Annotated in this window: 28 protein-coding genes; 8 read left to right on the top strand and 20 right to left on the bottom strand. The window is 57.4% G+C overall.

Annotation, left to right across the window (positions count from 1 at the left end; translation table 11 throughout):
* Window position 1 precedes the first annotated feature (1 nt).
* From ARCT_RS0122230 to ARCT_RS0122190, 9 genes are read right to left on the bottom strand one after another with little or no spacing between them, the layout of a single operon-like run.
* Complete coding sequence (locus tag ARCT_RS0122230) at window positions 2-532, bottom strand: flagellar basal body-associated FliL family protein (protein WP_027242049.1); 531 nt, start codon at window positions 530-532, stop codon at window positions 2-4.
* An 8-nt stretch (window positions 533-540) separates the two neighbouring features.
* Window positions 541-1,275, bottom strand: a complete 735-nt coding sequence (gene flgH / locus ARCT_RS0122225; protein WP_379575500.1) for a flagellar basal body L-ring protein FlgH — start codon at window positions 1,273-1,275, stop codon at window positions 541-543.
* A gap of 5 nt (window positions 1,276-1,280) precedes the next feature.
* A complete protein-coding gene (gene flgA, locus ARCT_RS0122220; RefSeq protein ID WP_027242047.1) occupies window positions 1,281-1,697 on the bottom strand; it encodes a flagellar basal body P-ring formation chaperone FlgA in 417 nt (138 codons plus the stop codon).
* Window positions 1,697-2,482 carry a flagellar basal-body rod protein FlgG gene (flgG, locus tag ARCT_RS0122215; protein WP_027242046.1) on the bottom strand — a complete coding sequence of 262 codons (786 nt, stop codon included), beginning with the start codon at window positions 2,480-2,482 and terminating at the stop codon, window positions 1,697-1,699. The genes flgA and flgG overlap by 1 nt, the downstream gene beginning before the upstream one ends.
* Window positions 2,483-2,495: 13 nt before the next feature.
* A complete protein-coding gene (locus tag ARCT_RS0122210) occupies window positions 2,496-3,209 on the bottom strand; it encodes a flagellar hook-basal body complex protein (protein WP_027242045.1) in 714 nt (237 codons plus the stop codon).
* Window positions 3,209-3,481, bottom strand: coding sequence for a flagellar biosynthetic protein FliQ (locus tag ARCT_RS0122205; protein ID WP_027242044.1), 273 nt, complete (start codon window positions 3,479-3,481; stop codon window positions 3,209-3,211). The genes ARCT_RS0122210 and ARCT_RS0122205 overlap by 1 nt, the downstream gene beginning before the upstream one ends.
* A 4-nt stretch (window positions 3,482-3,485) precedes the next feature.
* Window positions 3,486-3,785, bottom strand: a complete 300-nt coding sequence (gene fliE / locus ARCT_RS0122200; RefSeq protein WP_027242043.1) for a flagellar hook-basal body complex protein FliE — start codon at window positions 3,783-3,785, stop codon at window positions 3,486-3,488.
* Between the two features lie 23 nt (window positions 3,786-3,808).
* The gene (gene flgC / locus ARCT_RS0122195) at window positions 3,809-4,201 is read right to left on the bottom strand and encodes a flagellar basal body rod protein FlgC (RefSeq protein ID WP_027242042.1); all 393 of its coding nucleotides are present in this window, start codon (window positions 4,199-4,201) and stop codon (window positions 3,809-3,811) included.
* Window positions 4,202-4,215: 14 nt separating this feature from the next.
* Entirely contained in the window at window positions 4,216-4,602 is a 387-nt protein-coding gene (locus ARCT_RS0122190) for a FlgB family protein (RefSeq protein ID WP_027242041.1), read from the bottom strand.
* An 88-nt stretch (window positions 4,603-4,690) separates the two neighbouring features.
* On the opposite strand from ARCT_RS0122190, the gene ARCT_RS0122185 reads away from it, so the two are divergent.
* Window positions 4,691-6,019 carry a FliI/YscN family ATPase gene (locus ARCT_RS0122185; RefSeq protein WP_027242040.1) on the top strand — a complete coding sequence of 443 codons (1,329 nt, stop codon included), beginning with the start codon at window positions 4,691-4,693 and terminating at the stop codon, window positions 6,017-6,019.
* A gap of 190 nt (window positions 6,020-6,209) precedes the next feature.
* On the opposite strand, the gene ARCT_RS0122180 is transcribed toward ARCT_RS0122185, so the two are convergent.
* The 6 genes from ARCT_RS0122180 to ARCT_RS0122155 all read right to left on the bottom strand — a co-directional run bounded on the left by ARCT_RS0122180 (window position 6,210) and on the right by ARCT_RS0122155 (window position 9,606).
* Window positions 6,210-7,079 (bottom strand): DUF1217 domain-containing protein, encoded by an 870-nt coding sequence (locus ARCT_RS0122180; protein WP_240476364.1) that lies wholly within the window; start codon window positions 7,077-7,079, stop codon window positions 6,210-6,212.
* Window positions 7,013-7,417, bottom strand: coding sequence for a flagellar biosynthesis repressor FlbT (flbT, locus tag ARCT_RS0122175; protein WP_027242038.1), 405 nt, complete (start codon window positions 7,415-7,417; stop codon window positions 7,013-7,015). The genes ARCT_RS0122180 and flbT overlap by 67 nt, the downstream gene beginning before the upstream one ends.
* A gap of 2 nt (window positions 7,418-7,419) precedes the next feature.
* Complete coding sequence (gene flaF / locus ARCT_RS0122170; protein WP_027242037.1) at window positions 7,420-7,806, bottom strand: flagellar biosynthesis regulator FlaF; 387 nt, start codon at window positions 7,804-7,806, stop codon at window positions 7,420-7,422.
* A 79-nt stretch (window positions 7,807-7,885) separates the two neighbouring features.
* Window positions 7,886-8,710: a flagellin N-terminal helical domain-containing protein gene (locus ARCT_RS0122165; protein ID WP_027242036.1), complete on the bottom strand. Its 825-nt coding sequence runs from the start codon at window positions 8,708-8,710 to the stop codon at window positions 7,886-7,888.
* A gap of 226 nt (window positions 8,711-8,936) precedes the next feature.
* Window positions 8,937-9,317 carry a flagellar biosynthesis protein FlgN gene (locus ARCT_RS0122160; protein WP_036785329.1) on the bottom strand — a complete coding sequence of 127 codons (381 nt, stop codon included), beginning with the start codon at window positions 9,315-9,317 and terminating at the stop codon, window positions 8,937-8,939.
* Window positions 9,310-9,606, bottom strand: a complete 297-nt coding sequence (locus tag ARCT_RS0122155) for a rod-binding protein (protein ID WP_027242034.1) — start codon at window positions 9,604-9,606, stop codon at window positions 9,310-9,312. Before ARCT_RS0122155 ends, ARCT_RS0122160 begins: the two co-directional genes overlap by 8 nt.
* A 130-nt stretch (window positions 9,607-9,736) precedes the next feature.
* Between ARCT_RS0122155 and fliK the strand changes: the two genes are divergently transcribed.
* The 3 genes from fliK to ARCT_RS0122140 all read left to right on the top strand — a co-directional run bounded on the left by fliK (window position 9,737) and on the right by ARCT_RS0122140 (window position 13,276).
* Window positions 9,737-11,617 carry a flagellar hook-length control protein FliK gene (fliK, locus tag ARCT_RS0122150; RefSeq protein ID WP_027242033.1) on the top strand — a complete coding sequence of 627 codons (1,881 nt, stop codon included), beginning with the start codon at window positions 9,737-9,739 and terminating at the stop codon, window positions 11,615-11,617.
* 3 nt (window positions 11,618-11,620) lie between these two features.
* Window positions 11,621-12,325, top strand: coding sequence for a flagellar hook capping FlgD N-terminal domain-containing protein (locus ARCT_RS0122145; RefSeq protein ID WP_027242032.1), 705 nt, complete (start codon window positions 11,621-11,623; stop codon window positions 12,323-12,325).
* Window positions 12,326-12,415: 90 nt separating this feature from the next.
* Window positions 12,416-13,276, top strand: coding sequence for a phosphotransferase family protein (locus ARCT_RS0122140; RefSeq protein ID WP_084300928.1), 861 nt, complete (start codon window positions 12,416-12,418; stop codon window positions 13,274-13,276).
* Here ARCT_RS0122140 and ARCT_RS0122135 read toward each other — a convergent pair.
* The 5 genes from ARCT_RS0122135 to ARCT_RS0122115 all read right to left on the bottom strand — a co-directional run bounded on the left by ARCT_RS0122135 (window position 13,249) and on the right by ARCT_RS0122115 (window position 18,588).
* Complete coding sequence (locus ARCT_RS0122135; protein ID WP_027242030.1) at window positions 13,249-14,568, bottom strand: NAD(P)/FAD-dependent oxidoreductase; 1,320 nt, start codon at window positions 14,566-14,568, stop codon at window positions 13,249-13,251. The two genes, ARCT_RS0122140 and ARCT_RS0122135, sit on opposite strands and share 28 nt — an antisense overlap.
* A complete protein-coding gene (locus ARCT_RS0122130) occupies window positions 14,568-15,383 on the bottom strand; it encodes an ABC transporter permease (RefSeq protein WP_027242029.1) in 816 nt (271 codons plus the stop codon). Before ARCT_RS0122130 ends, ARCT_RS0122135 begins: the two co-directional genes overlap by 1 nt.
* Window positions 15,380-16,261, bottom strand: coding sequence for an ABC transporter permease subunit (locus ARCT_RS0122125; RefSeq protein ID WP_027242028.1), 882 nt, complete (start codon window positions 16,259-16,261; stop codon window positions 15,380-15,382). The genes ARCT_RS0122130 and ARCT_RS0122125 overlap by 4 nt, the downstream gene beginning before the upstream one ends.
* Window positions 16,261-17,388, bottom strand: a complete 1,128-nt coding sequence (locus tag ARCT_RS0122120; protein WP_027242027.1) for an ABC transporter ATP-binding protein — start codon at window positions 17,386-17,388, stop codon at window positions 16,261-16,263. The genes ARCT_RS0122125 and ARCT_RS0122120 overlap by 1 nt, the downstream gene beginning before the upstream one ends.
* Before the next feature lie 114 nt (window positions 17,389-17,502).
* The gene (locus ARCT_RS0122115; protein WP_027242026.1) at window positions 17,503-18,588 is read right to left on the bottom strand and encodes a polyamine ABC transporter substrate-binding protein; all 1,086 of its coding nucleotides are present in this window, start codon (window positions 18,586-18,588) and stop codon (window positions 17,503-17,505) included.
* Between the two features lie 145 nt (window positions 18,589-18,733).
* Between ARCT_RS0122115 and ARCT_RS0122110 the strand changes: the two genes are divergently transcribed.
* The 4 genes from ARCT_RS0122110 (at window position 18,734) to ARCT_RS0122095 (ending at window position 23,475) form a co-directional block, all read left to right on the top strand.
* Window positions 18,734-19,423: a GntR family transcriptional regulator gene (locus ARCT_RS0122110; protein ID WP_027242025.1), complete on the top strand. Its 690-nt coding sequence runs from the start codon at window positions 18,734-18,736 to the stop codon at window positions 19,421-19,423.
* Between the two features lie 66 nt (window positions 19,424-19,489).
* Window positions 19,490-20,884 carry an aspartate aminotransferase family protein gene (locus ARCT_RS0122105; protein WP_027242024.1) on the top strand — a complete coding sequence of 465 codons (1,395 nt, stop codon included), beginning with the start codon at window positions 19,490-19,492 and terminating at the stop codon, window positions 20,882-20,884.
* A 296-nt stretch (window positions 20,885-21,180) separates the two neighbouring features.
* Entirely contained in the window at window positions 21,181-22,281 is a 1,101-nt protein-coding gene (locus ARCT_RS0122100) for an ABC transporter ATP-binding protein (RefSeq protein ID WP_027242023.1), read from the top strand.
* Window positions 22,282-22,368: 87 nt separating this feature from the next.
* Window positions 22,369-23,475, top strand: a complete 1,107-nt coding sequence (locus ARCT_RS0122095) for an extracellular solute-binding protein (protein WP_027242022.1) — start codon at window positions 22,369-22,371, stop codon at window positions 23,473-23,475.
* Window positions 23,476-23,559 lie beyond the last annotated feature (84 nt).

Below are 23,559 nucleotides of genomic sequence, written 5' to 3'. Positions count from 1 at the left end.
ATTATACGTCCTGGCGGGAGATCTCTACGATCAGCACATCATAGACGCCCTTGCCCAACTCGCGTTGCGCGGCCTCACGCAGGGCGGTGCGCAGCGGGTTGAGAACATCTGAGCGGGTAAAGGCCCCGCGAAAGCCACCCATATTGGCATGATCAAACAGCACCTGCAGGAAGGCATCGCGCAGCTTGGGTTCATAGAGGTGGACCTTGTCAGTCATGCCGGTCTTGACCTCAAGACTAAGCGCGATGACCACCAGCGAGGACAGGTTGTCACGCTCCACCACGGGGATGACAAACTGGTTGTCGATCTTGATGTATTCCCGGTTTGGATCGGGCCCAAGCTCATCCTCACCGGCCTCATGTTCCGCGTGATCACCGCTTTCTTCATCGGGGTGATCAATGTCATCGCCCATGTTGTCACCGCTGGCGTGTTCCGCTGGGGGGGCGGGGGTGGAGGCCAGCATGAGGCCAGCCCCAATGCCGACAGCGGTGCCAACAATCAGCAATATGACAGGAAGTAATTTAGCGATCATAAGTCACCTCAGAATGGCAGGATCGCGTCCAGCACTTGCTGGCCGTATCGGGGTTGTTGCACATCGGTGATCTGACCACGGCCACCATACGAGATCCGCGCCGAGGCGATCTTGTCATAGGTGATCTGGTTCTGACGGCTGATATCCTGGGGACGCACATAGCCCGAGACCAAAAGCTCACGCAGTTCGAAGTTGACCCGAACCTCCTGTTTGCCGCTGATGGCAAGCACACCATTGGGCAGCACATCAACCACGGTTGCCGCGACGCGCATTTCCAGCTTTTCGTTCCGCTTTACCGATCCGTTGCCCTTGGAGGTGCTGGCCCCGGTCAGATCAACGGCGTTCGCCATCGAGGCGCCCTCGGGAAGTTTGCCATCAATGCGCTGCGGCAGGCCAAAGAGCTGCGGAACCCCCATGCTTTCGGCACTTGATCGCGATCGGCTGGTGCCATTGGAGATTTCGGCCTGTTCGTCAAATTCAATCACAACGGTAAGGATATCCCCGCGGTTCACGGCACGACGATCCCCCAGCAGTGAGTTCTGCGAGCCGCTCCACAGGGAAGAGCCGTCCACTGCGCGCTGGTTCTGGACCTCCGTCGGCAGGCCCTGCCACAGCATGGCGACATGTTCCGGCGATTCGCTGGTTTCTGACAGGGTTGGTGGTTTCCCGAGATGATCCATGCGGGCGCAGGCCCCCAGCAAGACCAGGCCAGTCAGTGCAAGTTTGGTGGCAATTGATTTCATGTTCATTATTTTACCTCTACTGACCCGTCTGCGTTTACACGCCCGGTCACGGTGTTCCGTGATGCCAAGTTCATAACCTTGATCCATTCCCCTTCGGATCCCCGCCCCAAGGCGCGGCCCTCTGCCAAGATGGTCAGCCCATTGTGGCGAAAGGCGAGTGTAACAAGGTCGTTTCGGTCGATGATCGCGGGTGGGCCGATATCGGTGGGCCGCAGGGGGCGACCGGGATAGAGCGGCACACGGGCTTCCATTCCCACCACTTCGTTTGCATCTGACAATGCACCTGCCACATTGACCTGTTTGAAGGTCAGATCGGTGGCAAGGATGATCTCTTTGGCCCGAATGGTCCGCAGGGGCACCAGTATTTCGGCCCAGGCGGTCTGGGCTGTCAGGGCGATGAGAAGGGCGAGAATGTGTTTCATTAGCGAATCTGTGTCGTCGCAGACATCATCTGATCGACAGCAGAGATGACTTTGGAATTCATTTCATAGCCGCGCTGCGCCTCGATCAGCTCGGTGACTTCGCGAACCGAATCGACAGAGCTGCCTTCGAGATAACCCTGGCGGAAGGTGCCAAGCCCATCTTCGCCAGCAGTTGACACATTGGGCGCACCTGAGGCCTCGGTCTCAGTGAAAAGATTGCTGCCGATGGCTTCCAGCCCCTTGGGGTTGGTGAAACTGGCAAGGCTGAGCTGGCCCAGCAGCTGTCCCTCGGCGGTTTCATCAAAGTAGGCGTAGACCTCGCCAGAGCCATTGATCGAGATGCTGACCGCATCGTCGGGAATGGTCACATCCGGCGCTACCGCATAGCCATCCGAGGTGACAACCAGCCCCTCGGCAGAGCGTTTCAGCGCGCCATCGCGGGTATAGCCGCTTTGACCCGAGGGCAGGGTGACTTCCAGATAGCCCTTGCCTTCGATGGCAACATCAAGGTCATTGCCGGTCTGTTCCAGGGCACCCTGTTGCAGATGCACGGAAATGGCGGCAGGGCGCACACCCAGACCCACCTGAACACCCGTTGGCAGGATGGTCCCATCAGAGGCATTCACGGTGCCGGCGCGGGTGACCTGCTGGTAGTGCAGATCGGCAAATTCGGCGCGGCGGGGATTGTAGGCCGTGGTGTTCATATTGGCCAAGTTGTTCGCGATGGTTTCAACACGCAGCTGCTGCGCGCTCATACCTGTTGCGGCGATTTTTAGGGCACGCATCGGTGGTCTCCTATTACTTGATCAGTTTTTCAATGGCGTTGCGGATGCGCTGGTCTTCTGTTTCCAGAAAACTCTGGCCCATTTCATAGGCGCGCTGGATTTCAATCATTCGGGTCACCTGGGTGATGGCATTGACGTTGGATCCCTCCAGAAACCCCTGCACCATTTTGGCGGTTTCGGATTCTACAATCTCGCCCTCGGCGCGGAACATCACGCCATCCTCGCGCATCAAGACGGTTCCTTCGTCTGGCTGAAACAGGCCAATCTGACCGACGGTATTGCCATCGGCGGTAATGGTGCCATCTGCCCCGACATGAATGGATTCAGCGGTGCCTGGAATAAAGACAGGCGCGCGGCCCGCATCCAGCACCTTATGGCCGTCCATGGTCACCAGATCGCCCGCAGCATTGGGAGAGAAGGCGCCTGATCGGGTCAGCCGTTCCCCCAGCGGGGTTTCAATCATGAAATAGGCGTCACCTTCGACTGCAAAGTCAAAGGTGCCACCGGTCTGGGTCAACTGCCCCTGTTCCATCGAGGTGTTGAAAATATTCGCCCGCGCCATCGACAGCGATTGCTGGCCTGGCGAGGATTGGACAAACTCCGAAAAAATCAACCCCTCAGAGCGGTAGCCGGTGGTGGCAGAGTTGGCGATGTTATTCGCCACCACGCGCATTTCGCGCATCAAACCGGTTTGACGGGAGAGGGTTGCGTAGCCTGCGTTTCCCATTACGAAACTCCTGCGATCAAAGGAATGATATGGCCGTTAAAAAAGGCCACGAGTGTTTGAGTCATGAACCCCATGGACATCCAGAACACGACAACAATTGCCGCCAGTTTGGGGACAAAGGTCAGGGTCATTTCCTGTACGGATGTCAGGGCCTGAAACAGACCAATGGCGAGGCCGACAACCAGGGCCACCGCCAGAATCGGCGATGACATGGTTACCGCGGCCCAAAGAGCCTGCCGTAGGGTGTCGTAGAATTGGCCCTCGCTCATCATTGGCTTAGACCGGCATCCGCAGGATTTCTTGATAGGCTTCGACCACTTTGTTGCGCACGGTCACTGCGGTCTCAACCGCCAGCTCGGTCTGGGCCAGCGCCTGAACCAGCGCGTGGGGATCACCATCGCCTGTCATCGACTGAACGGCGGTTTGCTCACCAACCTGCATGGTGTTGGCAAAGCTGGCAAAGCTTGAGCGCAGCTGCTCGGTGGGGCTGGGGCCCGTGAATTCTGGATCCACCTTGGTGGCGGGACGGGCGGCGGCATAGCCACCAGCGGCGGCAGTGATAGAGCGAATATCCATTCTGGATCTCCTCGGGTGTTAGATTAACGTCTCAGCAGGTCCATCAGCGAGGCTGACATACCACGGGTTTGTTCAAACATTTTCAGGTTGGCGTCATAGCTGCGCTGGGCCTCGCGGGCGTCAGCGATTTCGATCATCAGATCGACGTTCGATCCTTCGTAGTGTCCGCTTTCATCTGCCAGCGGATGTGAGGGATCATAGATGTCGTCCAGATCGCTGCGGTCCAGGGTAACGCGGCCGGTTTTGACCCGTTCCACATCATTCTCCAGATCGCGCGTTGCCTCAAACGGGACGCTCTTGCGGCGATACCCGGGGGTATCGGCGTTGGAGATGTTTTCAGAAACGTGGCGCAGCCGGGTGGCCTGTGCTTTCAGGCCGCTGGCGGTCACACTCAGAGAATTGGAAAATTCACTCATTGGTCATGTCCCCTTTAGCGTCCCAGACTGGTGCGCAGAATGTTCATCGATGATTTATAGATAGCGAGCGCGCGGTCGTGCTGACGCTTGACCTCAACCCCGTGGAAGATCTCGGTCTCGAGCGAGACGGTATTGTCGTTGGGGTCGGCGCCATCGGGCGATGTGGTCACGGCCCAATCCATGTGGGATCCGTTGATGCCATTCAGATGCGAGCCGCGTGAGGCCACCATGTCGCCCGGGCGCGGCCCGGCGGCATAGACCTCTTTAAAAGGTTTGATATCCTTGGTGTGATAACCAGGCGTATCAGCATTCGCGATGTTTTCAGCCACCAGCGCTTGACGCTTGCCGGCATGGCTGGCCATCGAATATGCGATTTTAAAAACGTTCAGTTCGGTGAACACCGGGGCTTCTCCCTCGATCAATTTCAATCAAGGCTTAACCCTGATTCCTTTAGAAATTGTTTCAGGAACTACTTGGAGGCCTCAGGCCATGATTCCAGAGCTGAAAGCTTTGACCGAACAAATCGCCAGTAAGAAATTGGCAACTTCCATGGGACGCGTCAGCGGAATTTCTGGGGGAGAAATCGAAATATCCGGCCTGGAACGCGAAGCGCGAATCGGCGATCGCCTGGTTCTTGTGCGGGGGCCGGGTGATGAATTGCACGGCGAAGTGCTGAAAATTAGTAACAGTAAAATCAGCATGTTACCTGATCGTGCACCGGATCGTGTTGCGATGAATGATCGTGTGATGCTGCGCCCGGCGCCAGAATTTGCCCCGGGGGATAACTGGATTGGCCGGGTGATTGATCCCTTTGGGGAACCTCTGGATGGCAGGCCGATGCTGCGCGGAGAGAAGGCGCGGGATCTGATGGCGCCGCCTCCAAAAGCGGCAGGGCGGCGTCATATGGGGGGGCGTCTGGAGACCGGACTGTCGGTGTTCAATACGATTCTCCCCATCGTGCAGGGCCAGCGTATTGGTCTTTTTGCGGGTTCGGGGGTTGGTAAATCAACTTTGCTCGCAAAAATGGCGCAATTTATGCAGGCCGATGTGGTTGTCATGGCGCTGATTGGCGAACGTGGACGGGAAGTGAATCACTTTGTCGAAGAGGTTCTGGGGCCAGAAGGCATGAAACGGGCGGTTGTTGTGGCTGCCACCTCTGACCAATCGGCACTGGTGCGCCGCCGCAGCGCCTGGGCTGCGATGACCATCGCTGAACATTTTCGCGACCAGGGCAAAAACGTGCTGTTCATGGCTGACTCGGTGACGCGTTTTGCCGAGGCCCACCGCGAGATTTCTGCCGCCTCAGGCGAGGCACCCTCGCTACGTGGCTTTCCCCCCTCTGTGACGCCTCTGATCACCGGGCTCTGCGAACGGGCTGGTCCCGGCGCTGAGGGGCAGGGCGACATCACGGCGGTGTTCAGTGTTCTGGTGGCGGGCTCTGACATGGATGAACCCATTGCAGATATCCTGCGCGGTGTTCTGGACGGGCATATCGTGCTCAACCGGGAGATTGCCGAGCGGGGACGCTTCCCGGCGGTTGATGTCTCGCGTTCGGTCTCGCGGAGCTTGCCAGCGGCGGCGACAGCAGAAGAGAACGCCATCATTCTGGAGGTGCGCAAGTTCCTTGGGTCCTATGAGCAATCCGAAGTGATGATCCGCGCTGGACTGTATTCCGAAGGCAATGATGCGGTTCTGGATCAGGCGGTGAAGATCTGGCCGGAACTGGATGCCTTCTTTGGCAAGGACGATCCAAGCGGGATAGAAAACAGCTTTGCCCGCCTGCAATTGATGCTGCGCCGCGCGTCGAAGGGGCGCTAACAACGGCGGCAAGGGGCTATCAGCCTCTTGCCCATTATGCGGGCCCAAAGGCCTGCATTTTTTGAGCCTCACATCGGCCAAAAGACGATCTCAAACAGAAAGACAGGTCTCAAACAGAAAAAAGGGCGCCTTCCAGTCTACCTGGATCGCCCTCTATTCAGTTTCAACCTATCGGTTTGGCAGGCTTTGCTCAGGCTTGCAGGAGCGAAAGCGCCAGAGCTCCAGAGGACGTGGAGCCTGAGTAGGCATCCAACTCGGTCCGTGCCAGATAGGTGTTGACCAGTTTTGTTAACTGTTCCGGATCAGAAAACATGGTGAGATCGTCGGACCCAAACCGTTTTTTTGCAGCATCCTGCATGATGCCCACCTGCTGGTCGATATCAAGCAGCGCCAGATCACTTGGCAATCCAAGTGCAGTCTGCATCATGGTTTGAAGCTGCGGCTGACCAATGATGTTAAGCCATTGACCCGTGATTGACAGTTCTTCGCCTTCGTCATCGAAGGTGACCAGATCCACCAGTTCCCGTTCGGCATACAGAGAGATCTGCATGGAAACGTCCTGCTGCCCGACCGCGTCTTCAAAAGACTGCACAACGTTCTTGTCGGCGATCTCCTGCATTCTATAGGTCAGGCCGGTCACGGGAACGAGGCCGGGGCCAAACCCAAAGGCATTGGTGAAATCGATCCAACGGTCGTCGCCCAGCTTGTTGGCCAAGGCATCATCCGCTTCGCTCCCATCTTCCAGTACCTTCTGAATCATCGCCTTTGAATCGATCTCACTGGCGAGACCGAAGGCATTCAAGGCAACATCCAACAGGCGATAGTCAGAAACCAAGTCCTCTGCGGTTTTGACCTTGCTGATGTTTTCCATGAAGTACTCGTTGTCGCGCTCCAGGATCGGGTCCTTGTTGAAGTGCTCAAACTGGCGGTCATAGGTGGCCTGTAAGAAGGCCCAACCCGTCAAGCCAGTTGAAGGGATGGTGGGTTCAAAGCTCATGACGGACGGATCGCCATCAGACGTTCTTCCCGTGGCAGCAGGGTGCGCAGGGATTTCAAACATCTGTAATGATTGTCGTCCAACAGGGCTTCTGTTGCCTCGGCCAGGGCCGAACGGCTATCGGGGTCAACAAAGACCTGGCTCAGCTCTTCGATCCGACGCAGCATAGGCAGACGATCTTCTTTGGGATCGCTGTCGCCGGTCAGTACCAACTGCGCTGCATAGCACACGCGGCGCACAGGCGTATTGGCATTTTCTGGATGGATGGCATCGCGCAGACGCAGGATATTGGCATCCGGGGTAACGATAGAAAGGCGGCTCCGCCGATCACCGTTTTCGATGACAGCACCATTTACCAAAACCCGCTCTTTGGGGGCAAGTTTAAGAACAAGTCCACTCATATTTAGGTTGCTCCGCTACGGAGGCCGCGCAGGACGGCCATGTTGACTTCAATCAGCGCTCTCACATTCGCTTTACGCGATAGGACCTTGCTGGTGTGTTGGCGGGTGAATTCGGCTAGGTAAAACAGATTATCTTTAACATCTTGCGGCAACTGGTTTTCTTTTGCAGCGAGATCAACTTCGAAGATGGTCCACATCTTGCGATTCTTATGCAGTGCTTCGGCTAATACGGCAAAGCCTTCGGCGCCTTTTTTCGCACTAGCGGTCTTGTGGGCGGCAAGCAGATTTTGGGTCGCACGAGCAACGATATCATACTCATGGTCTTTGGTTGTTCTGGTCGGGGCATTTGCCGCGGAATAGGCACTCTTCGCTTTCAGAAGTGCGTTCACGTGTTTTCCTAACGTATTATTTCTTCAGATTCTCTGAGAAGGGGCCCAGGGCGTGAAGACACGCCCTGGGTTAGGTCTTTTAACGGAACAGCTGCTGCAGAGTTTCCGGAGCCGAGTTGGCAATGGACAGCGCCTGAACACCAAGCTGCTGCTGTGTCTGCAGAGCTTTCAGTCGGGCGGATGCTTCTTCCATGTTGGTGTCAACAAGCGAACCAATGCCGGACTTCATGGCGTCGGTCACTTTGGTGACAAACTCGTTCTGACGCTCGATACGTGCAGCCGAGGCACCCAGAGCCGCAGTGCCATCAACGGCAGCCTGGATCAGTGCTTCGATGTCATCAATCGAGGCTTCAGCAGTTGTCGCATCGGTCATCACAACGGTGGACAGCGAGAGGCCGGCTTCAAAATCAACCGAAGCAACGGTGATGTTGGAAGCAGTCACAGCACCAGATGCATCACGGTCCAGCGAAGACAGAACAGTAATGTCGCCGCCTGCGGTGTTCAGCAGGTTGGCACCGTTGAACTGAGAAGCACCAATCACCGAGGTGATCTGGTTTTTCAGCTCGTTTACGTCAGCTTCGAGTTTGCTGTGGTCAACGTTTTCACCAGTTGCCGCAACAACTTTTTCCTTCATTTCTTTCAGAAGTTCGGTGATTTGCTCAGCGCCCGCAGTTGCAACCGCAACAGTGGATTCACCCAGCGACAGCGAGTCGGATACGGCTTCAAAGCCAGCGACATCCGATTCCATAACTTTGGAAATCGCCCAGATGGCAGAGTTGTCTTTGGCCGCGCCGACTTCTTTACCAGTAGAGATCTGGTTCTGGGTGTCTGTCAGGCTGCTGTTGATAGAGGACAACGTCTGCAGAGCAACCATTGCGCCATTGTTTGTCAGAATGCTGGTCATAGCTTTATTCCTTTAGCGATTGAGACACTTTGGTCTCTGTATTTTCCCTGCCCCTAAGGGCGTTACGGCGTCTTTCTGACAATGCGTTCAGCCTGTCGGCTTTCGCGCCACCTCAGTGATGAGATGCAAGGAGACATTGCGGCGAAAGTTGCTAAGGGAGTGCTAATGTCAAAATCTACAATCCGTAGAATTTTACTAAACCCTGGCGCGACTTAGCTCGCCTGCCTTAGCTGCGTTTCTCCAGACGTTGGCCCATTGTGGTGCCATAGCGTTCCTTGCGTCCGGCACGATCATATACATCCAGACCCTTTTTCACCCGGCGCAGTTCAGCCATACGTGTGGCGACGCTGCGGATGCCTTCCATGGCACTGTTGAGCAGCTCCTGATTGCGCGAGACCTTTGTCTGTACCTGCGCGAGGTCCGCGCGTTCGAGACTGCCGATCTCATTGAGGCGCGCGATGATTGCCTCTTTCCGGGTCAGCAGTTCCTGAATCTGGTTCAGCTCACCGCGCACCAGCGCGCTGCGTTCCTGGTCCAGAATTTTGTCCAGCTCCTCGATTAGGCTTTGTGGGGTCTGATGGGTCAGTTGTGCGTTCAGATCAGTCATTAGAGGAATCCTTCATTGCGTGATAAAGTGATTCGGCGAGGCCAATGCCGCCGGCTTCGGTAATTTGTTCGGCCTGGGCGCGGACCAGAAAGCTGCTGAACTGATCTTCGCCCTCGCCTCCGCCGCCAAGCCCTTCGCGGCTTTTCCCAAGCCCCGCGGATTTCAACATTTCCGTAAGAAAAGAAGCTTCTAGCTGTTTCGCAGCATCGCGAATCGCAGCATCCTGCGAGGCTGCCTGAAGCTTGGGCGGCGTTGGTGCCGCCTGATGAACTGTTGTTAGATTGGGCATCCTGCACCTCTTCTCCGGGTTTAATTCGGATTTGCTTGATTTTTTAGAGACTGCCCCAGGAGCGGTTAAAATTACCGTAACCGCTTTGCGCTAGAGCTGGGGGTATCGAGATAGAACGTCTGGAATCCTCATGCTTACAAATGTACTCTTTGGTCAGGTGCGCTCAGGCGCTGCAGACCCAGTCGGTGTCAAGGCGACGGAAGGCCCGTCGCGGCAGCACCCAAATCGTAGCTTTTCTGACCACGTGGATGATCGTGCCAGAAGGGAAGAGGCGAGATCTGCATCTGAAAGAGAGCGCTCCATTCGGGCGGACAAGGCAGATGAGCAGCAGGATGCAAAAGCGCGATCCAAAGCCGCTGATCAAAACCAATCCGATACCGGAAAACCCAATGCCGCCAAGGTGACAGCTGAGGGCGCAGATGTGCCCGCCTCCAAAGAGGGGGCGAAAACCGCCGCAGCCGTTGCTGACCCAGACGCGACAGAAGCCACTATTTCCCAACAAACCGAAGAAACGCCCGAAGGCGTGGATGCAGCAGAGGTCGCTGAGACCGATGTATTAGACAGTGACACCGCCTCCGACACAGATGTGAATGGTGAAACCGAGATTGCGGCGCAGGGAACCGAGGTGCCGCCTTTGGGCCTGCACCAGGAAACTGACATAAAACCAACCGCTGCAAGCGCCACAGCAGATTCTGGGACCTCCGGACAGGCCTCAAAATCCCCGATGACAGGGAGCACAGAGGCTGCCGTTGCCGCAGGCGAAAGCACTGAGGTTGCAGCGCAGGTGACACTTGCAGAGGCCGCTCCAGATTCGATGGATGATGGAATTACGGGTGATGCTGAAACTGCATTTGGAAAATCTGCTCAGTCTGCAGCAGGGGCTGCGACGGCGGCGGCAGGGGCGCCACAAACCGCAGTTCAGGCCGCAGCGCAGGCTGATGCCCAACAGAAAGCCGCTGCAGCCACGGCTGTGAACCCGGATCAGAATGTGACTGCGGACCCGGAGCAAAGTGACAGGGCGCAGGTCGTCGCATCGGCTGCCACCGGCGCCGCCGCATCGCAGAACGGGGCGCTTCGTCCGGGTGATTCCCGCAGCGCCACTGCAAAATCTGTCATTGCATCACAGGCTGCCGGCGCAAATGACGCGGCCCAGGCCAAGGTCGCGCAGGCCAAGGTCATGCAGGCGGATGATCCCGCAGCGGAGGTCACGGCAGATACCGCCGAGCCCGAGGTAGCTGGAAAATCCGCGAGCTCTGGCGAGGTTCTGGCAGCAGTTGCAGGTCAAACCCGCACAGCGACGGCCACTGAACCTGGCCGTCGGGCCGAGGGGCGTGCCCGCGAATCACGTGAAGCACAGGCGGTGGTGACAGGCAATGCAGCCGCAACACCAGCCACAAAACCAACCGCCGCCACTGCGCAGATCAGCGCCGTCCAACAGGCCTTTGCGGCCCAGGTGCTGGCCGGAGATGCCACAGCTGCGGGTGGTCAAGGTGCTGATACCCAGGTGCTGAGCTTGGATCTGACGTCGAATCTCCCGGGCCTGTCGCAGCTCTTGACTGAGGCCGTTGCTCAGCCCGGAACTGTGCATCGCCCCGAAACGCCGCGCATGGTTGCGGTGCAACTGGCCCAGGCCATTGTTGCCAAGGGGGATCGCAATGTTGATGTGGCGCTGAACCCAGAGGAACTGGGCCGGGTCAAGATGCGGGTCTCCACCAGCGAGACAGGCATTACCGTGGTGATCCAGACCGAACGTGCGGAAACCGGCGATTTGATGCGCCGCCATATCAACGAGCTGGCGGATGAGTTCCGTAAAATGGGCTTTCAAAACGTCTCTTTTGAATTCAGCGGTGGCGGTGCCTCGGGCGGTGAAACCAGAAGCGAAGGCGGCAGCCCGTCCGGATTGGGCAGATCCGGCACAGAAGAATTGGACGACCTGACTGCAACTGAGCTTGCAGAAAAACAGGTGCAACATCTCCGGCTTGGAAATGCCGGCGTGGACATGAGGGTCTAACTGATGACAACCGAAGTTTCCGGCAGCAACTACAATGCTGCAACTCCTAACAGTTCCTCCGCCGGTGGCGGCACGAACCTGACATCTGATTTTGACACCTTCATCAAGCTGTTGACGGCGCAGGCCAAATATCAGGATCCAACAGAGCCGATGGACAACACGGAATACGCCTCACAGCTGGCGGAATTCTCGATGGTTGAACAGCAGGTTCTGACCAATGACAATCTTGGCTCGGCGCTGGAGCAGTTGGGACTAGGCAATATGGCGGCGCTGACCGGCTGGGTGGGCATGCAGGTGCGTGCAGCCACGGCGGCGAGTTTCGACGGCACCAACCCCGTCAATGTGTCGCCCAACCCCGCAGCTGCTGCGGATGAGGTTACTCTTGTGGTCCGAAATGCCGATGGTGATGAGGTCAACCGTATCTCGCTGCCGGTCAGTGCCGAGCCCTATGATTGGGATGGAACCAATTTCAGCGGTGATATGGCCCCGGCAGGGGACTATACATTTATCGTTGAAAGCTCAGTCGATGGTGAGGTTGTCCTGTCAGAGATGGCAGAGGTCTACACCACCGTTAAGGAAACCCAGTTGGCGGGCAATGATGTGGTCTTGATCAACGAGACCGGGTTTGCGATTCTGGCGACCTCTGTGACCGCGTTGCGGGATCCGGGCGCTGCGACAGCAGAGCCAGCAGCGCCAGAAGAGGCTTGATTCGCCGGGCGTCGCGGGGTCTAGAGAAGGTGCCTTCTGTGGTTAAATAGGGGGCAGAGACCGGAGTATGACGCCCTGCAAGGCCTGGATATGGATTTTGATCAGCGGTTCTTTCGATCGCTCAAGGCGCAGGGGCTAGATGTCGCTGCGCCCTTGCCGTTTCGGGGGGGGCGCTCTAACCGGGTCTGGCGCTGTGGTGACAGGGTGGTAAAGCTCTATCTGCGTCACAGGGACAATCCGCTGTTTGCCAATGATCCCGCGCGGGAAGTTGCCGCGCTTGCGGCTCTTTCGGGGACTGGCATGGTACCCTCGCTGCTGGGCTCGGGCCGCTTTGAGGGCCATAACTGGCTGATTTACGGACATATCACCGGAGCGCCCTGGCAGCAGGACAGCGGCCATGTCGCCCAGCTCTTGGGGCGGTTGCACGATCAGCCCGAATTCAGCGGCTTGCCCCGCGGTGTCAACGGCAGCGCCGCCCTGGAGGCGCAGGTTGAGGTGATTCTCAACCGGTGCACCACCGACCCCGATCGTGTCGCTCAGCTGCGGCAACTGCGCCCTATTGGCCAGGTGCCCGCGCTGAGTCAGTTGGCACTGATCCACGGGGATCCGGTGCCGGGGAATCTGTTGGCGCATGACGGCACGCTGACCCTGATTGACTGGCAATGTCCGCAAATGGGCGACCCAAGTGAGGATCTGGCGCTGTTTCTGTCGCCGGCCATGCAGGTCCTGTACCGGGGGGCTGTGCTGTCTGCGACCGAAGTGGAGGCCTTTCTTGCGGCCTATCCAGATCCACGTGTGGTTGGGCGTTACCTGTCGCTAAAGCCCTGGTTTCACTGGCGTATGGCAGGATATTGCCTGTGGCGCTGCGCGGATGGCAACCCGTTGGACCAGCAGGGATATGAGCTGGAACTGGCAGCAATGGATCAATCCAGCATCCCCAACACAGCATAGGCCGGCGGCATGACGATGCGGCGCGCGGGGCCAAACGGAAACCGGGCCATGCCCTGCATGATGGGCGAATAGGGCAGATCGGGCTCTTGGCCCTGTGCCAGATCCGCGAGCAACCGCCCGGCATAGCTGCCCATGGCGACGCCATTGCCGTGATAACACAGCCCTGCAAACATCCCCGGAGTATCCGGGATCGGACCAACAAAGGGCACAAGGTTGCGCGACATGCAGACCATCCCCGACCAGAAATGCGTGCCCTCTACGCTGCGCCACGCGGGGAACAGTTTCTCAAAATGGCTGCGCAAAAGTTGGCGAATAGCGGCCTCTGCGCGGGGGGAGGAAAACAGCCCGCCGCGCATGCCAAACAGGAACCTACGGTCCGGCATCAGGCGGAAATAGTGCAGCAGGTTGCGGGTGTCATAGGCCATCTGATCGCTGAACCAGCCCTGCGCCTGCAATTCGTCTTCACGCAGCGGGCGGGTGACCATGACGCTTGATTGCGCCGGCAGGTACCGACCTGACAGCCATTTTGGCAGCCCGTCCCAGGAGTAGCCATTGGTGGCAATGATCACCTGCTTGGCGCGAACCTGCCCGCCTGGGGTGGTCAGGACATGACCGCCAGACCCGGAGGTCAGGTTGGTCACCGGGCTGTTCTGGAACAGCCTGGCGCCCGCGTTTTCAGCGGCGCGGGCGATCCCAAACAGGTACTTGCGCGGGTTGAGGCCAAAACCAACGGGGGTCGTCAACGCACCATGGAACTTTCCGTTCAGACCCTGATCTGCGAGATCGCGTTGCTCCAAGAGATGAGGTGTGCCACCCGCCGCCGTGATCTCTTCTGCTTCGCGGCGCAGGGCTGCCATGGCGCGTGGGCTATGCGCCATCCGGGTTTCGCCCTTGGAATGGATGTCTGCTTCAATCCCGTGACGGTCCAGCAGGCCGTGAACCAAATCAATGGCTGCCAGCTCTCCGGCCATGTAGGTATTGGTGGCATCGCTGCCGAATTTGCGCTGCATGGTGCTGCCGGACAGCATGGTTCCGCCCTGGCAACAAAAGCCGCCGTTGCGCCCGGAGGCGCCCCAGCCGGGGGTCTCAGCCTCCAGTACGGCCACGCGGGCGCCACTCTCTGCCAGATGCAGTGCTGCTGACATGCCGGTAAAGCCACCGCCGATGATCGCGACGTCAACCTGCATCTCTCCGGCCTGCTGAGGCCAGAGAGGGGCAGCTATTGTCTCATCCCACCAGCAATTTTCGCGGGGGCCAGGACCATAGGCATAGGCGGAAAAGATCCGCCGCATCAGCTGCGCTCCGCGGCTTGTTCGTCGCGTTGTTGCCGCACGATCTGGCGTTTGTTGACCAGTGAGGCGGTGAGAACGCCGATGGTGACAACCGCGATCATCAGGGTCGAAAGCGCATTGATTTCAGGAGAGACGCCGAGGCGCACCGCCGAGTAGATCTTGATCGGCAGCGTTGTGGCCGCAGGACCGGAGGTAAAGGAGGCGATGACCAGATCGTCCAGTGACAGGGTAAAGGCCAAGAGCCAGCCCGAGATCACCGCAGGCGCGATAATTGGCAGGGTAACCAGCCGAAAGGCTTCGGAGGGGGAGCAGCCCAGATCCAGCGCTGCTTCTTCCAGGGATCTGTCAAAGGTCATCAGACGCGAGGAAACCACCACTGAGACATAGCACATGGAAAAGGTGGTATGGGCCAGAACGATGGTCCACACGCCGCGATCCAACCCGATGCCGATGAACAACAGCAGCAGTGACAGGCCGGTGATGACTTCGGGCATCACCAGGGGCGCATAGATCATGCCGGAAAACAGGGTGCGCCCCTTGAACCGGCCACCGCGCACCAGGACATAGGCGGCCATGGTGCCCAGCACGGTTGCAAAGGTTGACGAGGCTATCGCCACTTTGATTGTGACCCAGGCAGCATCAAGGAAGGCCTCGTTCTGCATGAGCTCGCCGTACCATTTGGTCGAAAATCCGGCCCAGACGGTCACCAATTTGCTCTCGTTGAAACTGTAGATCACCAGAATCAGCATCGGCACATAGAGGAAGGCAAACCCAAGCGTCAGCGAGACGGTATTGAACCAGCTCATGCGTCTCATTGTTCGGCCTCCTGCTGTTTTTGCTGATTGCGCTGGAACAGCACGATGGGAATGATCAGCAACAGCAGCAGAACCACGGCCACCGCCGATGCCACGGGCCAATCGCCGTTGGAGAAGAACTCTTCCCACAGCACCTTGCCGATCATCAATGTGTCAGACCCCCCCAGGAGCGATGGAATGACGAATTCCCCCAGCACCGGGATGAAGACCAGGAAACAGCCGGCGATGATGCCGGTTTTGGACAGCGGAATGGTCACCAACCAAAAGGCCGAAAGACGCGAACAGCCCAGATCCTCGGCTGCTTCGATCAGCGATTCGTCCAGCCGTTCAAGGGCGGCATAGATCGGCAGGATCATGAAAGGGAGATAGGTGTACACGACGCCGATATAGACGGCGGTATTGGTGTTGAGAATGGTGAGCGGTTCAGAGATCACCCCGGTCCACAGCAAGAACTGATTGAGGAAACCCTCGTTCGACAGGATCCCCATCCAGGCATAGACACGGATCAAAAAGCTGGTCCAGAACGGCAGGATCACCAACATCATCAGGCTGGCGCGCCACTCAGACGGGGCGCGGGCCATGGCATAGGCCATCGGATAGCCCACGAGCAGCGTCAGCACCGTCGAGAGCAGAGCGATCTTGAGCGAGCTGAGATAGGCTTTCCAATAGAGGTCATCCTGGGTCAGCCAGACGAAGTTTTCAAAATCCAACTCTGACAGGAAGGTCCAGATGCCGGTGGCCCAGTCAAAATGCGGCGTATAGGGCGGGCGGTCCAGGGCCACATCGGAAAGCGAGATCTTGAACACGATGACAAAAGGCACCAGGAACAGCACCAGCAGCCAAAGATACGGGACAGCGATCAGGGTAAAGCGGCGCATCAGGTCGCCAAGAGAACGCCTGCCGTGGCGGTCCAGGACAGCCAGACAGTGTCTTCCCAAGTGAAGGCCCGGCGCGAGATACGGCGGGTATTGGCGCTTTGTGCCTTGATCACATCGCCCGAGGGCAGTTCAACATGGTAGGTCGAAATATTACCAAGATAGGCAATATCCAGGATCTTGCCCTGCACCACATTGTCGACATCCACAGGTTTGTCGGCATTGATGGTGACCTTTTCGGGGCGGATGGCGAGATGGCATTTCTGCCCTTCCGAAAATGTGTTCTGCGACACCACATTCAGCGGCGGCTGCCCCTCCTTCCAGCTCAGCGCATAGCTGTCTGACCCATTCGGGCTGGCCGTGGCGTCGATGATGTTCACTTCGCCGATGAAATCCGCGACATAAACAGAATTGGGGTTTTCGTAGATGCGGTCCGGCGTCGAAACCTGAATTATCCTGCCGTTGTCCATCACCGCGACGCGGCTGGCGACGGTCATCGCCTCTTCCTGGTCGTGGGTCACGATGACAAAGGTGGTGCCGGTTTTTTCCTGAATATCCATCAATTCAAACTGGGTATCCTGGCGCAGCTTTTTGTCCAGCGCCCCCAGAGGTTCATCCAGCAAGAGCAATTTGGGGTGCTTCGCAAGCGAGCGTGCCAGTGCAACCCGCTGACGTTGGCCGCCAGAGATCTGATGCGGCTTGCGGCTGGCAAATTTCTCCAGCCTGGTGAGGCGCAGCATCTCGTCAACGCGGCTGTTGATATCGGGCTTGGCCATACCTTCGCGTTTCAGGCCAAAGGCGATATTTTCCCAGATCGACAGATGCGGAAACAACGCATAGGACTGAAACATCATATTGGTGGCGCGTTTGTTCGGGGGCACCGGTGCCATATCCTGACCGGCCAGAAAGATCTTTCCCTCGGAGGGGGTTTCAAACCCGGCGAGCATCCGCATCATGGTGGTCTTGCCACAGCCCGACGGGCCCAGAAGCGCAAAGAACTCTTTTTCATAGATGCCGATGCTGAGATCGTCGATCGCCGTAAAGTCGCCAAATCGTTTGGTGACGTTCTGAAACTGGATCAAGGGCTTGGCCTCGGGATCGTTCCAGGGTTCGAATACAGGAATGGTCAAACTGGGTCCCTCGCAATTTCTGAAGGCGCTGGCTGCATGCCGCACTGTCAGAGGTTTGTCGCAACTAGGAAAAGCAGGGCGCGCTGGGCACCCTGCCGGATCAGGCGTCTGAGATCAGGTGCCTGATTTGATTTTGGTCCACATCCGGGTCACGATACGCTGCACCTTGGGGGCATAGGGCGTGGTGGTGAAGAGGTTGGCCAGCGTGGCCTCATCCGGGTAGATCGCCGGGTCGCCGATCACGTCTTCGACCAGGAACTCTTGCGATGCCTTGTTGCCGTTGGCGTAGTAAACATAGTTCGACGCGTCAGCCATATTCTGCGGATCCATGATGAAGTTCAGGAACACATGCGCCGCATCTGGATTGGGGGCATCGACTGGAATGGCCATCTGGTCAAACCACATCTGCGCGCCTTCGATCGCCGCATGATAGGCGATTTCAACACCGTTATTGGCTTCGGCGGCGCGATCACGGGCCTGCAGGACGTCACCGGACCAACCAACGGCCACGCAGATATCGCCGTTTGCCAGACCATTGATATACTCGGAAGAGTGGAATTTCTGGATATAGGGGCGAATGGCCAAGAAGACAGCTTCGGCCTTGGCGAGCACTTCGGGGTCATGGCTGTTGGGGTCTTCGCCGATGTATTTCAGCGCCGCCGGAATCATCTCGGCAGGAGCGTCGAGGAAATGCACGCCGCATTCGCTCAGCTTTTCCATATTGGCGGGGTTAAAGACCAGATCAAGCGAGTTGATCGGAGCATCGTCACCCAGCAGTTCCTTGACCTTGCCGAGGTTTACACCGATGCCGGTGGTGCCCCACATGTAGTTGATGGAATAGGCATTGTCCGGGTCGTATTGTTCGGTGCGGGATTCCACGACATCCCACATGTTCTTGTGGTTGGGCAGCTTGGACATGTCCAGCTTCTGAAAGGACCCGGCGATGATCTGACGCTGCAGGAAAGTGCCACTTGGCACCACCACGTCATACCCAGATCCACCGGCCAGCATTTTTGTTTGCAGCAGTTCATTGCTGTCAAAGACATCATAGATCAGTTTGATGCCGGTTTCAGCTTCGAACTTTTCCAGCAGCGCTTCATCAATATAGTCGGACCAGTTGTAGACGCGCACTTCATCTGCCATGGCGACAGAGCCGAGCAAGGCGACGATGGCGGTCGTTGTCATCATTTTGAGTGTCATGGAAATCTCCCTGTGGGTACCGGTGTCTGCCCGGCTGAGCTAGATTTGATCAAGTTTTGCCTCATTCGGCAATACTGTTTATGTTTCCACTGGGCAGAACTTCGTGCAAACTGCCCAAAATTTAGGAGGATAATCGCAAGTGTTGGTGACCAAATCAGCATCTCAGGCAGGCCAGGCCGCCCCGGATGACGGGCCCAAATTGCCCGCCCATGAGACCGTTTATCAAAAGATGCGCGCGCAGATTCTTTTTGGGGAACTGGCCCCGGGACAGGCGGTCACCATCCAGGGTCTGACCGAGTCCCTAGGGGCCGGAATGACCCCGGTACGCGAGGCCATTCGCCGGTTGATTTCCGATGGCGCTTTGATGTTTCAAGGCAACCGTCGGGTCTCGGTACCTTTGCTGCGGCCAGAGGACATAGATGAGCTAAGTTTTGTAAGGAAAACAATAGAAACCGAGCTAGCGCGCCGGGCGGCTTTGCGCATCTCTGCCGACCAGATCACCCGTTTGGAAAAGATTGATACCGTCCTGGATCAGGCCATTTCTGCGGGGGATGTGACGGGCTATCTGGTGCAGAACTACAGCTTCCATTCCGAACTCTATGCCTGCGCCGACGCCCCCATAATGTCAGACCTGGCAGATCGGCTCTGGCTGCGCTTTGGTCCATCGCTGCGGGTGGTCTGCGGTCGCTTTGGAACCCAGAGCTTCCCTGACCGCCACAAGGACATCATCGAGGCCATGCGTCGGGGGGAGGTAGAAAAAGTGGCGCTGGCGATGGAAAAAGATGTCGAACAGGGCATGGAGCAAGTGAGTCTGGGGTTGGGCAGCAGTAACTGATTCGATTGACATGGCGGAATTTGATCATATTCTGGGGCCAATCTCATCACTGATGGAGTCTGCCTGATGAACGCGATCACCAATCACATGCCCACAGCCGAATTGCAGGCTTTGGATGCTGCCCACCATATGCACCCCTTTACCGCCAACGGCGAATTGGCTGAAAAAGGCAGCCGTATCATTACCCGCGCCTCGGGCGTGACCCTGACCGATAGCGAGGGCAATGAGATCCTCGACGCCATGGCGGGTCTGTGGTGCGTCAACATTGGCTATGGCCGTGATGAGCTGGCCGATGTGGCCGCGCGCCAAATGCGGGAACTGCCCTATTACAACACCTTTTTCCAAACCACCCATGTGCCTGTCATTGCGCTGGCCGCCAAAATCGCTGAGCTGGCGCCGGGGGATCTGAACCATGTGTTCTTTGCCGGGTCGGGGTCCGAGGCCAATGACACCAATATCCGCATGGTGCGGCACTATTGGGCGCTCAAAGGCAAACCGACAAAATCCATCATTATCAGCCGCAAAAATGCCTATCACGGCTCCTCGGTGGGCAGTGGTTCCCTGGGGGGGATGAGCGCGATGCACGCGCAGGGCGGTCTGCCAATCCCTGACATTCACCACATCAATCAGCCACATTGGTGGGCCGAAGGCGGCGACACCCCAGAGGATGATTTTGGCCTGGCGCGGGCACAGGAGCTGGAAGCGGCAATTCTGGAGCTGGGCGAGGACCGGGTTGCGGCCTTTATCGCCGAACCCATTCAGGGTGCTGGTGGTGTTATCGTGCCGCCTGCCACCTATTGGCCTGAAATCCAGCGGATCTGCGACAAGTATGAAATCCTGCTGATCGCGGATGAGGTGATCTGTGGCTTTGGCCGCACCGGCAATTGGTTTGGCTCACAAACCGTGGGTATCCGCCCGGATATCATGACCATCGCCAAGGGGCTGTCGTCAGGCTATGCGCCCATCGGCGGGTCGATTGTCAGCGATGAGATTGCATCGGTGATTGACTCGGATGAGTTCAACCACGGCTATACCTATTCCGGTCATCCCGTATCCTCGGCTGTGGCGCTGGAAAACCTGCGTATTCTCGAAGAAGAGAATGTCGTTGGCCATGTTCAGGATGTCGCTGGTCCCTATCTGAAAGAGAAATGGGAATCCCTGGTCGATCACCCGCTGGTGGGGGAAGCCAGGATTGTTGGTATGATGGGGTCGATTGCTTTGGTCCCGAACAAGGCGACCCGGGCGGGGTTTGCCGCTGAGGCGGGAACGGTTGGGTTTATCTGCCGCGAGCGCTGCTTTGCCAATAACCTCGTTATGCGGCATGTGGGCGACCGGATGATTATCTCGCCACCGCTGGTGATCACCCCTGAGGAAATCGACCTCTTGATCGCGCGGGCGCGGACCTCGCTGGACGAATGCTATGCAATCTTGCAGGAAAAAGACCTGCTGCACAGCGCCTGATCCCGCATTTCGACGCCTACTCTTGCCAAAACGACTTAGGCCTTGCACCTCACCCGGTGTGAGGCCTTTTGGCATATGGCGCTTCAAGAGCTCCCCAGTGTTAGCGGAAACTGCACAAATCTGTCGCAAATCTATCGCTGGGAGTCGCTGCGAGTCCGAACTGTCTATCGTTGCGGCCTAAGCTGGTCTAATGATTTATAGTGATGATGCGGTTGCATCCCTTGCCAAGGGTATGCTTACATCACGATAGAAGCGCAGAACCAATCTGCCGATTATAATAAAACGGGGAGCCTGCTTTGGCTGATGCGTCTAATACTGACGCGTTCGTAGAATTCGAACGCGTGCAAAAGAGCTACGACGGCGAAAATCTAGTCGTAAAAGACCTGAACCTCATTATGCCCAAAGGTGAGTTCCTCACCATGCTGGGCCCCTCGGGTTCTGGTAAAACCACCTGCTTGATGATGTTGGCTGGATTTGAGACGGCAACCCATGGCGATATTCGTCTCGGTGGCACCTCGATCAACAATATCCCGCCGCATAAACGCGGCATCGGCATGGTGTTCCAGAACTACGCCCTGTTCCCCCACATGACCATTGCCGAAAACCTCTCCTTCCCGCTGGAAGTCCGCAAGATCGGCAAGTCCGAGCGTGAAGCGAAAGTAAAGCGCGCGCTGGACATGGTGGAAATGGGCGCCTTTGGTGGTCGCCGTCCCTCGCAGCTTTCTGGTGGTCAGCAGCAGCGTATTGCCCTGGCGCGGGCGCTGGTGTTTGAACCTGAACTGGTTTTGATGGATGAGCCCCTGGGCGCGCTGGACAAGCAGCTGCGGGAAAAGATGCAGTTCGAAATCACCCACCTGGCGCACCGCCTGGGTATTACCGTTGTCTATGTGACTCACGACCAGACCGAAGCTTTGACCATGTCTGACCGGGTTGCGGTGTTTGAAGATGGCCGCATTCAGCAGCTGGCGCCGCCAGACAAGCTGTATGAAGAACCGCAAAACAGTTTTGTGGCGCAGTTCATTGGCGAGAACAACACGCTGGAAGGCACCGTCAAAGAGATCAGCAATGGTGTCGCCCTGGTGCAGCTGGACGATGGTGAGCTGATCGACTGTCGGCCTGTCAATGTCAGCAAACCTGGCGAACGGACCCGTGTTTCCATTCGCCCAGAGCGCGTTGAATACAATAAGGACCGTCTTGCCGAGGGGGTTCACACCCTGAAGGCAGAAGTGCTTGAGTTCATTTATATGGGTGACATCTTCCGCACCCGTCTGCGGGTTGCAGGCAATGAGGATTTTGTCATCAAGACACGGAATGCTCCGGATCAGGTCCGTCTTAAGCCGGGTCAGCAGATCGAAATCGGCTGGTTGCCCGATGACTGCCACGCCCTGGACGCCTGATCCATACTGCACAAAGGCACAACTCCCGGCGAATATGACCGGGAGGGCAATAACGAACGAACGACATACAACAAGGAGAGACTTCTTATGAAGATGACAAAACTGTCAGCATTGGCAATGACTACGGCGTTGATCGCGCCAGCGGCCTTTGCCGAGGACATGGCCAATGACTTGACCCTGGTATCCTGGGGCGGTGCCTATCAGGACAGCCAGAACAAAGCCTATGTTGAGCCCTATCTGGCCGCCAACGATGGCGTCAAAGCCGTTTGGGACGAAAGCTCGGCGGAAGCGGTTGCCAAGCTGCGCGCCATGAACGAAGCCGGCAATGTAACCTGGGATCTGGTTGACGTTGTTGCATCTGACGCCATGCGCCTGTGTGACGAAGGTCTGGCCGAAGAAATCAACCACGACGAAGATCTGGCCGCTGCCCCCGATGGCACCTTGGCGTCCGAGGACTTTGGCGACCTGCTGGTTTCTGACTGCTTTGTACCACAGATCGTCTACTCGACCACCTTTGGCTACCGCACCGATCTGGTTGGCGCCGAAGCACCAACCTCTGTTTGCGACATCTTTGACCTGGAAAAATTCCCAGGCAAGCGTTCGCTGCAGAAGCGCCCAATCGACAACATGGAATGGGCTCTGTACTGCGACGGCGTTGCCAAGGACGAAATCTATGACGTTCTGGGTACCGACGAAGGCGTAGCCCGTGGTCTGGCCAAGCTTGACACCATCAAAGACAGCGTTGTCTGGTGGTCTGCCGGCGCGGAAACACCTCAGCTGCTGGCCGATGGTGAAGTTGTCATGGGCTCGACCTTCAACGGTCGTCTGTTCTCGGCGATTGCCGAGCAGAACCAGCCAATTGGTATGCTCTGGGACATGCAGTCCTTTGACCTTGACGGCTGGATCGTTCCCGCCGGTCTGCCTGCGGACCGCAAAGCCCGCGCAATGGACTTCCTGAGATTTGCAACCGACACCCAGCGTCTGGCTGATCAGGCTGCTTACATTTCTTACGGTCCTGCTCGTGCCTCCTCGGCACCGCTGGTTGGTAAGCACGCTGAACTGGGTATCGAAATGGCGCCTCACATGCCAACCGACCCTGCCAACTCTGGCAACGTGCACACCTATGACTATGAGTGGTGGGCAGATAACCGCGACGATCTGGATGCGAAATTCCAGGCCTGGTTGGTTAAATAATCTGACCTCGTTGTGACAACGGGAAAGGGCCCGGATCCAAATTCTGGGCCCTTTCTCCACCAAAAAAAACGACCCGACGGGGAC

Origin of the sequence: Pseudophaeobacter arcticus DSM 23566 (genome assembly GCF_000473205.1) — a bacterium.
In the GTDB taxonomy this organism is placed as follows: domain Bacteria; phylum Pseudomonadota; class Alphaproteobacteria; order Rhodobacterales; family Rhodobacteraceae; genus Pseudophaeobacter; species Pseudophaeobacter arcticus.
This window is presented reverse-complemented; position numbering and strand designations above follow the sequence as displayed.

What these genes read in the sequence shown, in the direction of transcription:
- ARCT_RS0122230 (WP_027242049.1), bottom strand. Translation starts at nt 532, where the DNA reads ATGATCGCTAAATTACTTCCTGTCATATTGCTGATTGTTGGCACCGCT.
- flgH (WP_379575500.1), bottom strand. Translation starts at nt 1,275, where the DNA reads ATGAAATCAATTGCCACCAAACTTGCACTGACTGGCCTGGTCTTGCTG.
- flgA (WP_027242047.1), bottom strand. Translation starts at nt 1,697, where the DNA reads ATGAAACACATTCTCGCCCTTCTCATCGCCCTGACAGCCCAGACCGCC.
- flgG (WP_027242046.1), bottom strand. Translation starts at nt 2,482, where the DNA reads ATGCGTGCCCTAAAAATCGCCGCAACAGGTATGAGCGCGCAGCAGCTG.
- ARCT_RS0122210 (WP_027242045.1), bottom strand. Translation starts at nt 3,209, where the DNA reads ATGGGAAACGCAGGCTACGCAACCCTCTCCCGTCAAACCGGTTTGATG.
- ARCT_RS0122205 (WP_027242044.1), bottom strand. Translation starts at nt 3,481, where the DNA reads ATGATGAGCGAGGGCCAATTCTACGACACCCTACGGCAGGCTCTTTGG.
- fliE (WP_027242043.1), bottom strand. Translation starts at nt 3,785, where the DNA reads ATGGATATTCGCTCTATCACTGCCGCCGCTGGTGGCTATGCCGCCGCC.
- flgC (WP_027242042.1), bottom strand. Translation starts at nt 4,201, where the DNA reads ATGAGTGAATTTTCCAATTCTCTGAGTGTGACCGCCAGCGGCCTGAAA.
- ARCT_RS0122185 (WP_027242040.1), top strand. Translation starts at nt 4,691, where the DNA reads ATGATTCCAGAGCTGAAAGCTTTGACCGAACAAATCGCCAGTAAGAAA.
- ARCT_RS0122180 (WP_240476364.1), bottom strand. Translation starts at nt 7,079, where the DNA reads ATGTTTGAAATCCCTGCGCACCCTGCTGCCACGGGAAGAACGTCTGAT.
- flbT (WP_027242038.1), bottom strand. Translation starts at nt 7,417, where the DNA reads ATGAGTGGACTTGTTCTTAAACTTGCCCCCAAAGAGCGGGTTTTGGTA.
- ARCT_RS0122165 (WP_027242036.1), bottom strand. Translation starts at nt 8,710, where the DNA reads ATGACCAGCATTCTGACAAACAATGGCGCAATGGTTGCTCTGCAGACG.
- ARCT_RS0122160 (WP_036785329.1), bottom strand. Translation starts at nt 9,317, where the DNA reads ATGACTGATCTGAACGCACAACTGACCCATCAGACCCCACAAAGCCTA.
- ARCT_RS0122155 (WP_027242034.1), bottom strand. Translation starts at nt 9,606, where the DNA reads ATGCCCAATCTAACAACAGTTCATCAGGCGGCACCAACGCCGCCCAAG.
- fliK (WP_027242033.1), top strand. Translation starts at nt 9,737, where the DNA reads ATGCTTACAAATGTACTCTTTGGTCAGGTGCGCTCAGGCGCTGCAGAC.
- ARCT_RS0122145 (WP_027242032.1), top strand. Translation starts at nt 11,621, where the DNA reads ATGACAACCGAAGTTTCCGGCAGCAACTACAATGCTGCAACTCCTAAC.
- ARCT_RS0122140 (WP_084300928.1), top strand. Translation starts at nt 12,416, where the DNA reads ATGGATTTTGATCAGCGGTTCTTTCGATCGCTCAAGGCGCAGGGGCTA.
- ARCT_RS0122135 (WP_027242030.1), bottom strand. Translation starts at nt 14,568, where the DNA reads ATGCGGCGGATCTTTTCCGCCTATGCCTATGGTCCTGGCCCCCGCGAA.
- ARCT_RS0122130 (WP_027242029.1), bottom strand. Translation starts at nt 15,383, where the DNA reads ATGAGACGCATGAGCTGGTTCAATACCGTCTCGCTGACGCTTGGGTTT.
- ARCT_RS0122125 (WP_027242028.1), bottom strand. Translation starts at nt 16,261, where the DNA reads ATGCGCCGCTTTACCCTGATCGCTGTCCCGTATCTTTGGCTGCTGGTG.
- ARCT_RS0122115 (WP_027242026.1), bottom strand. Translation starts at nt 18,588, where the DNA reads ATGACACTCAAAATGATGACAACGACCGCCATCGTCGCCTTGCTCGGC.
- ARCT_RS0122105 (WP_027242024.1), top strand. Translation starts at nt 19,490, where the DNA reads ATGAACGCGATCACCAATCACATGCCCACAGCCGAATTGCAGGCTTTG.
- ARCT_RS0122095 (WP_027242022.1), top strand. Translation starts at nt 22,369, where the DNA reads ATGAAGATGACAAAACTGTCAGCATTGGCAATGACTACGGCGTTGATC.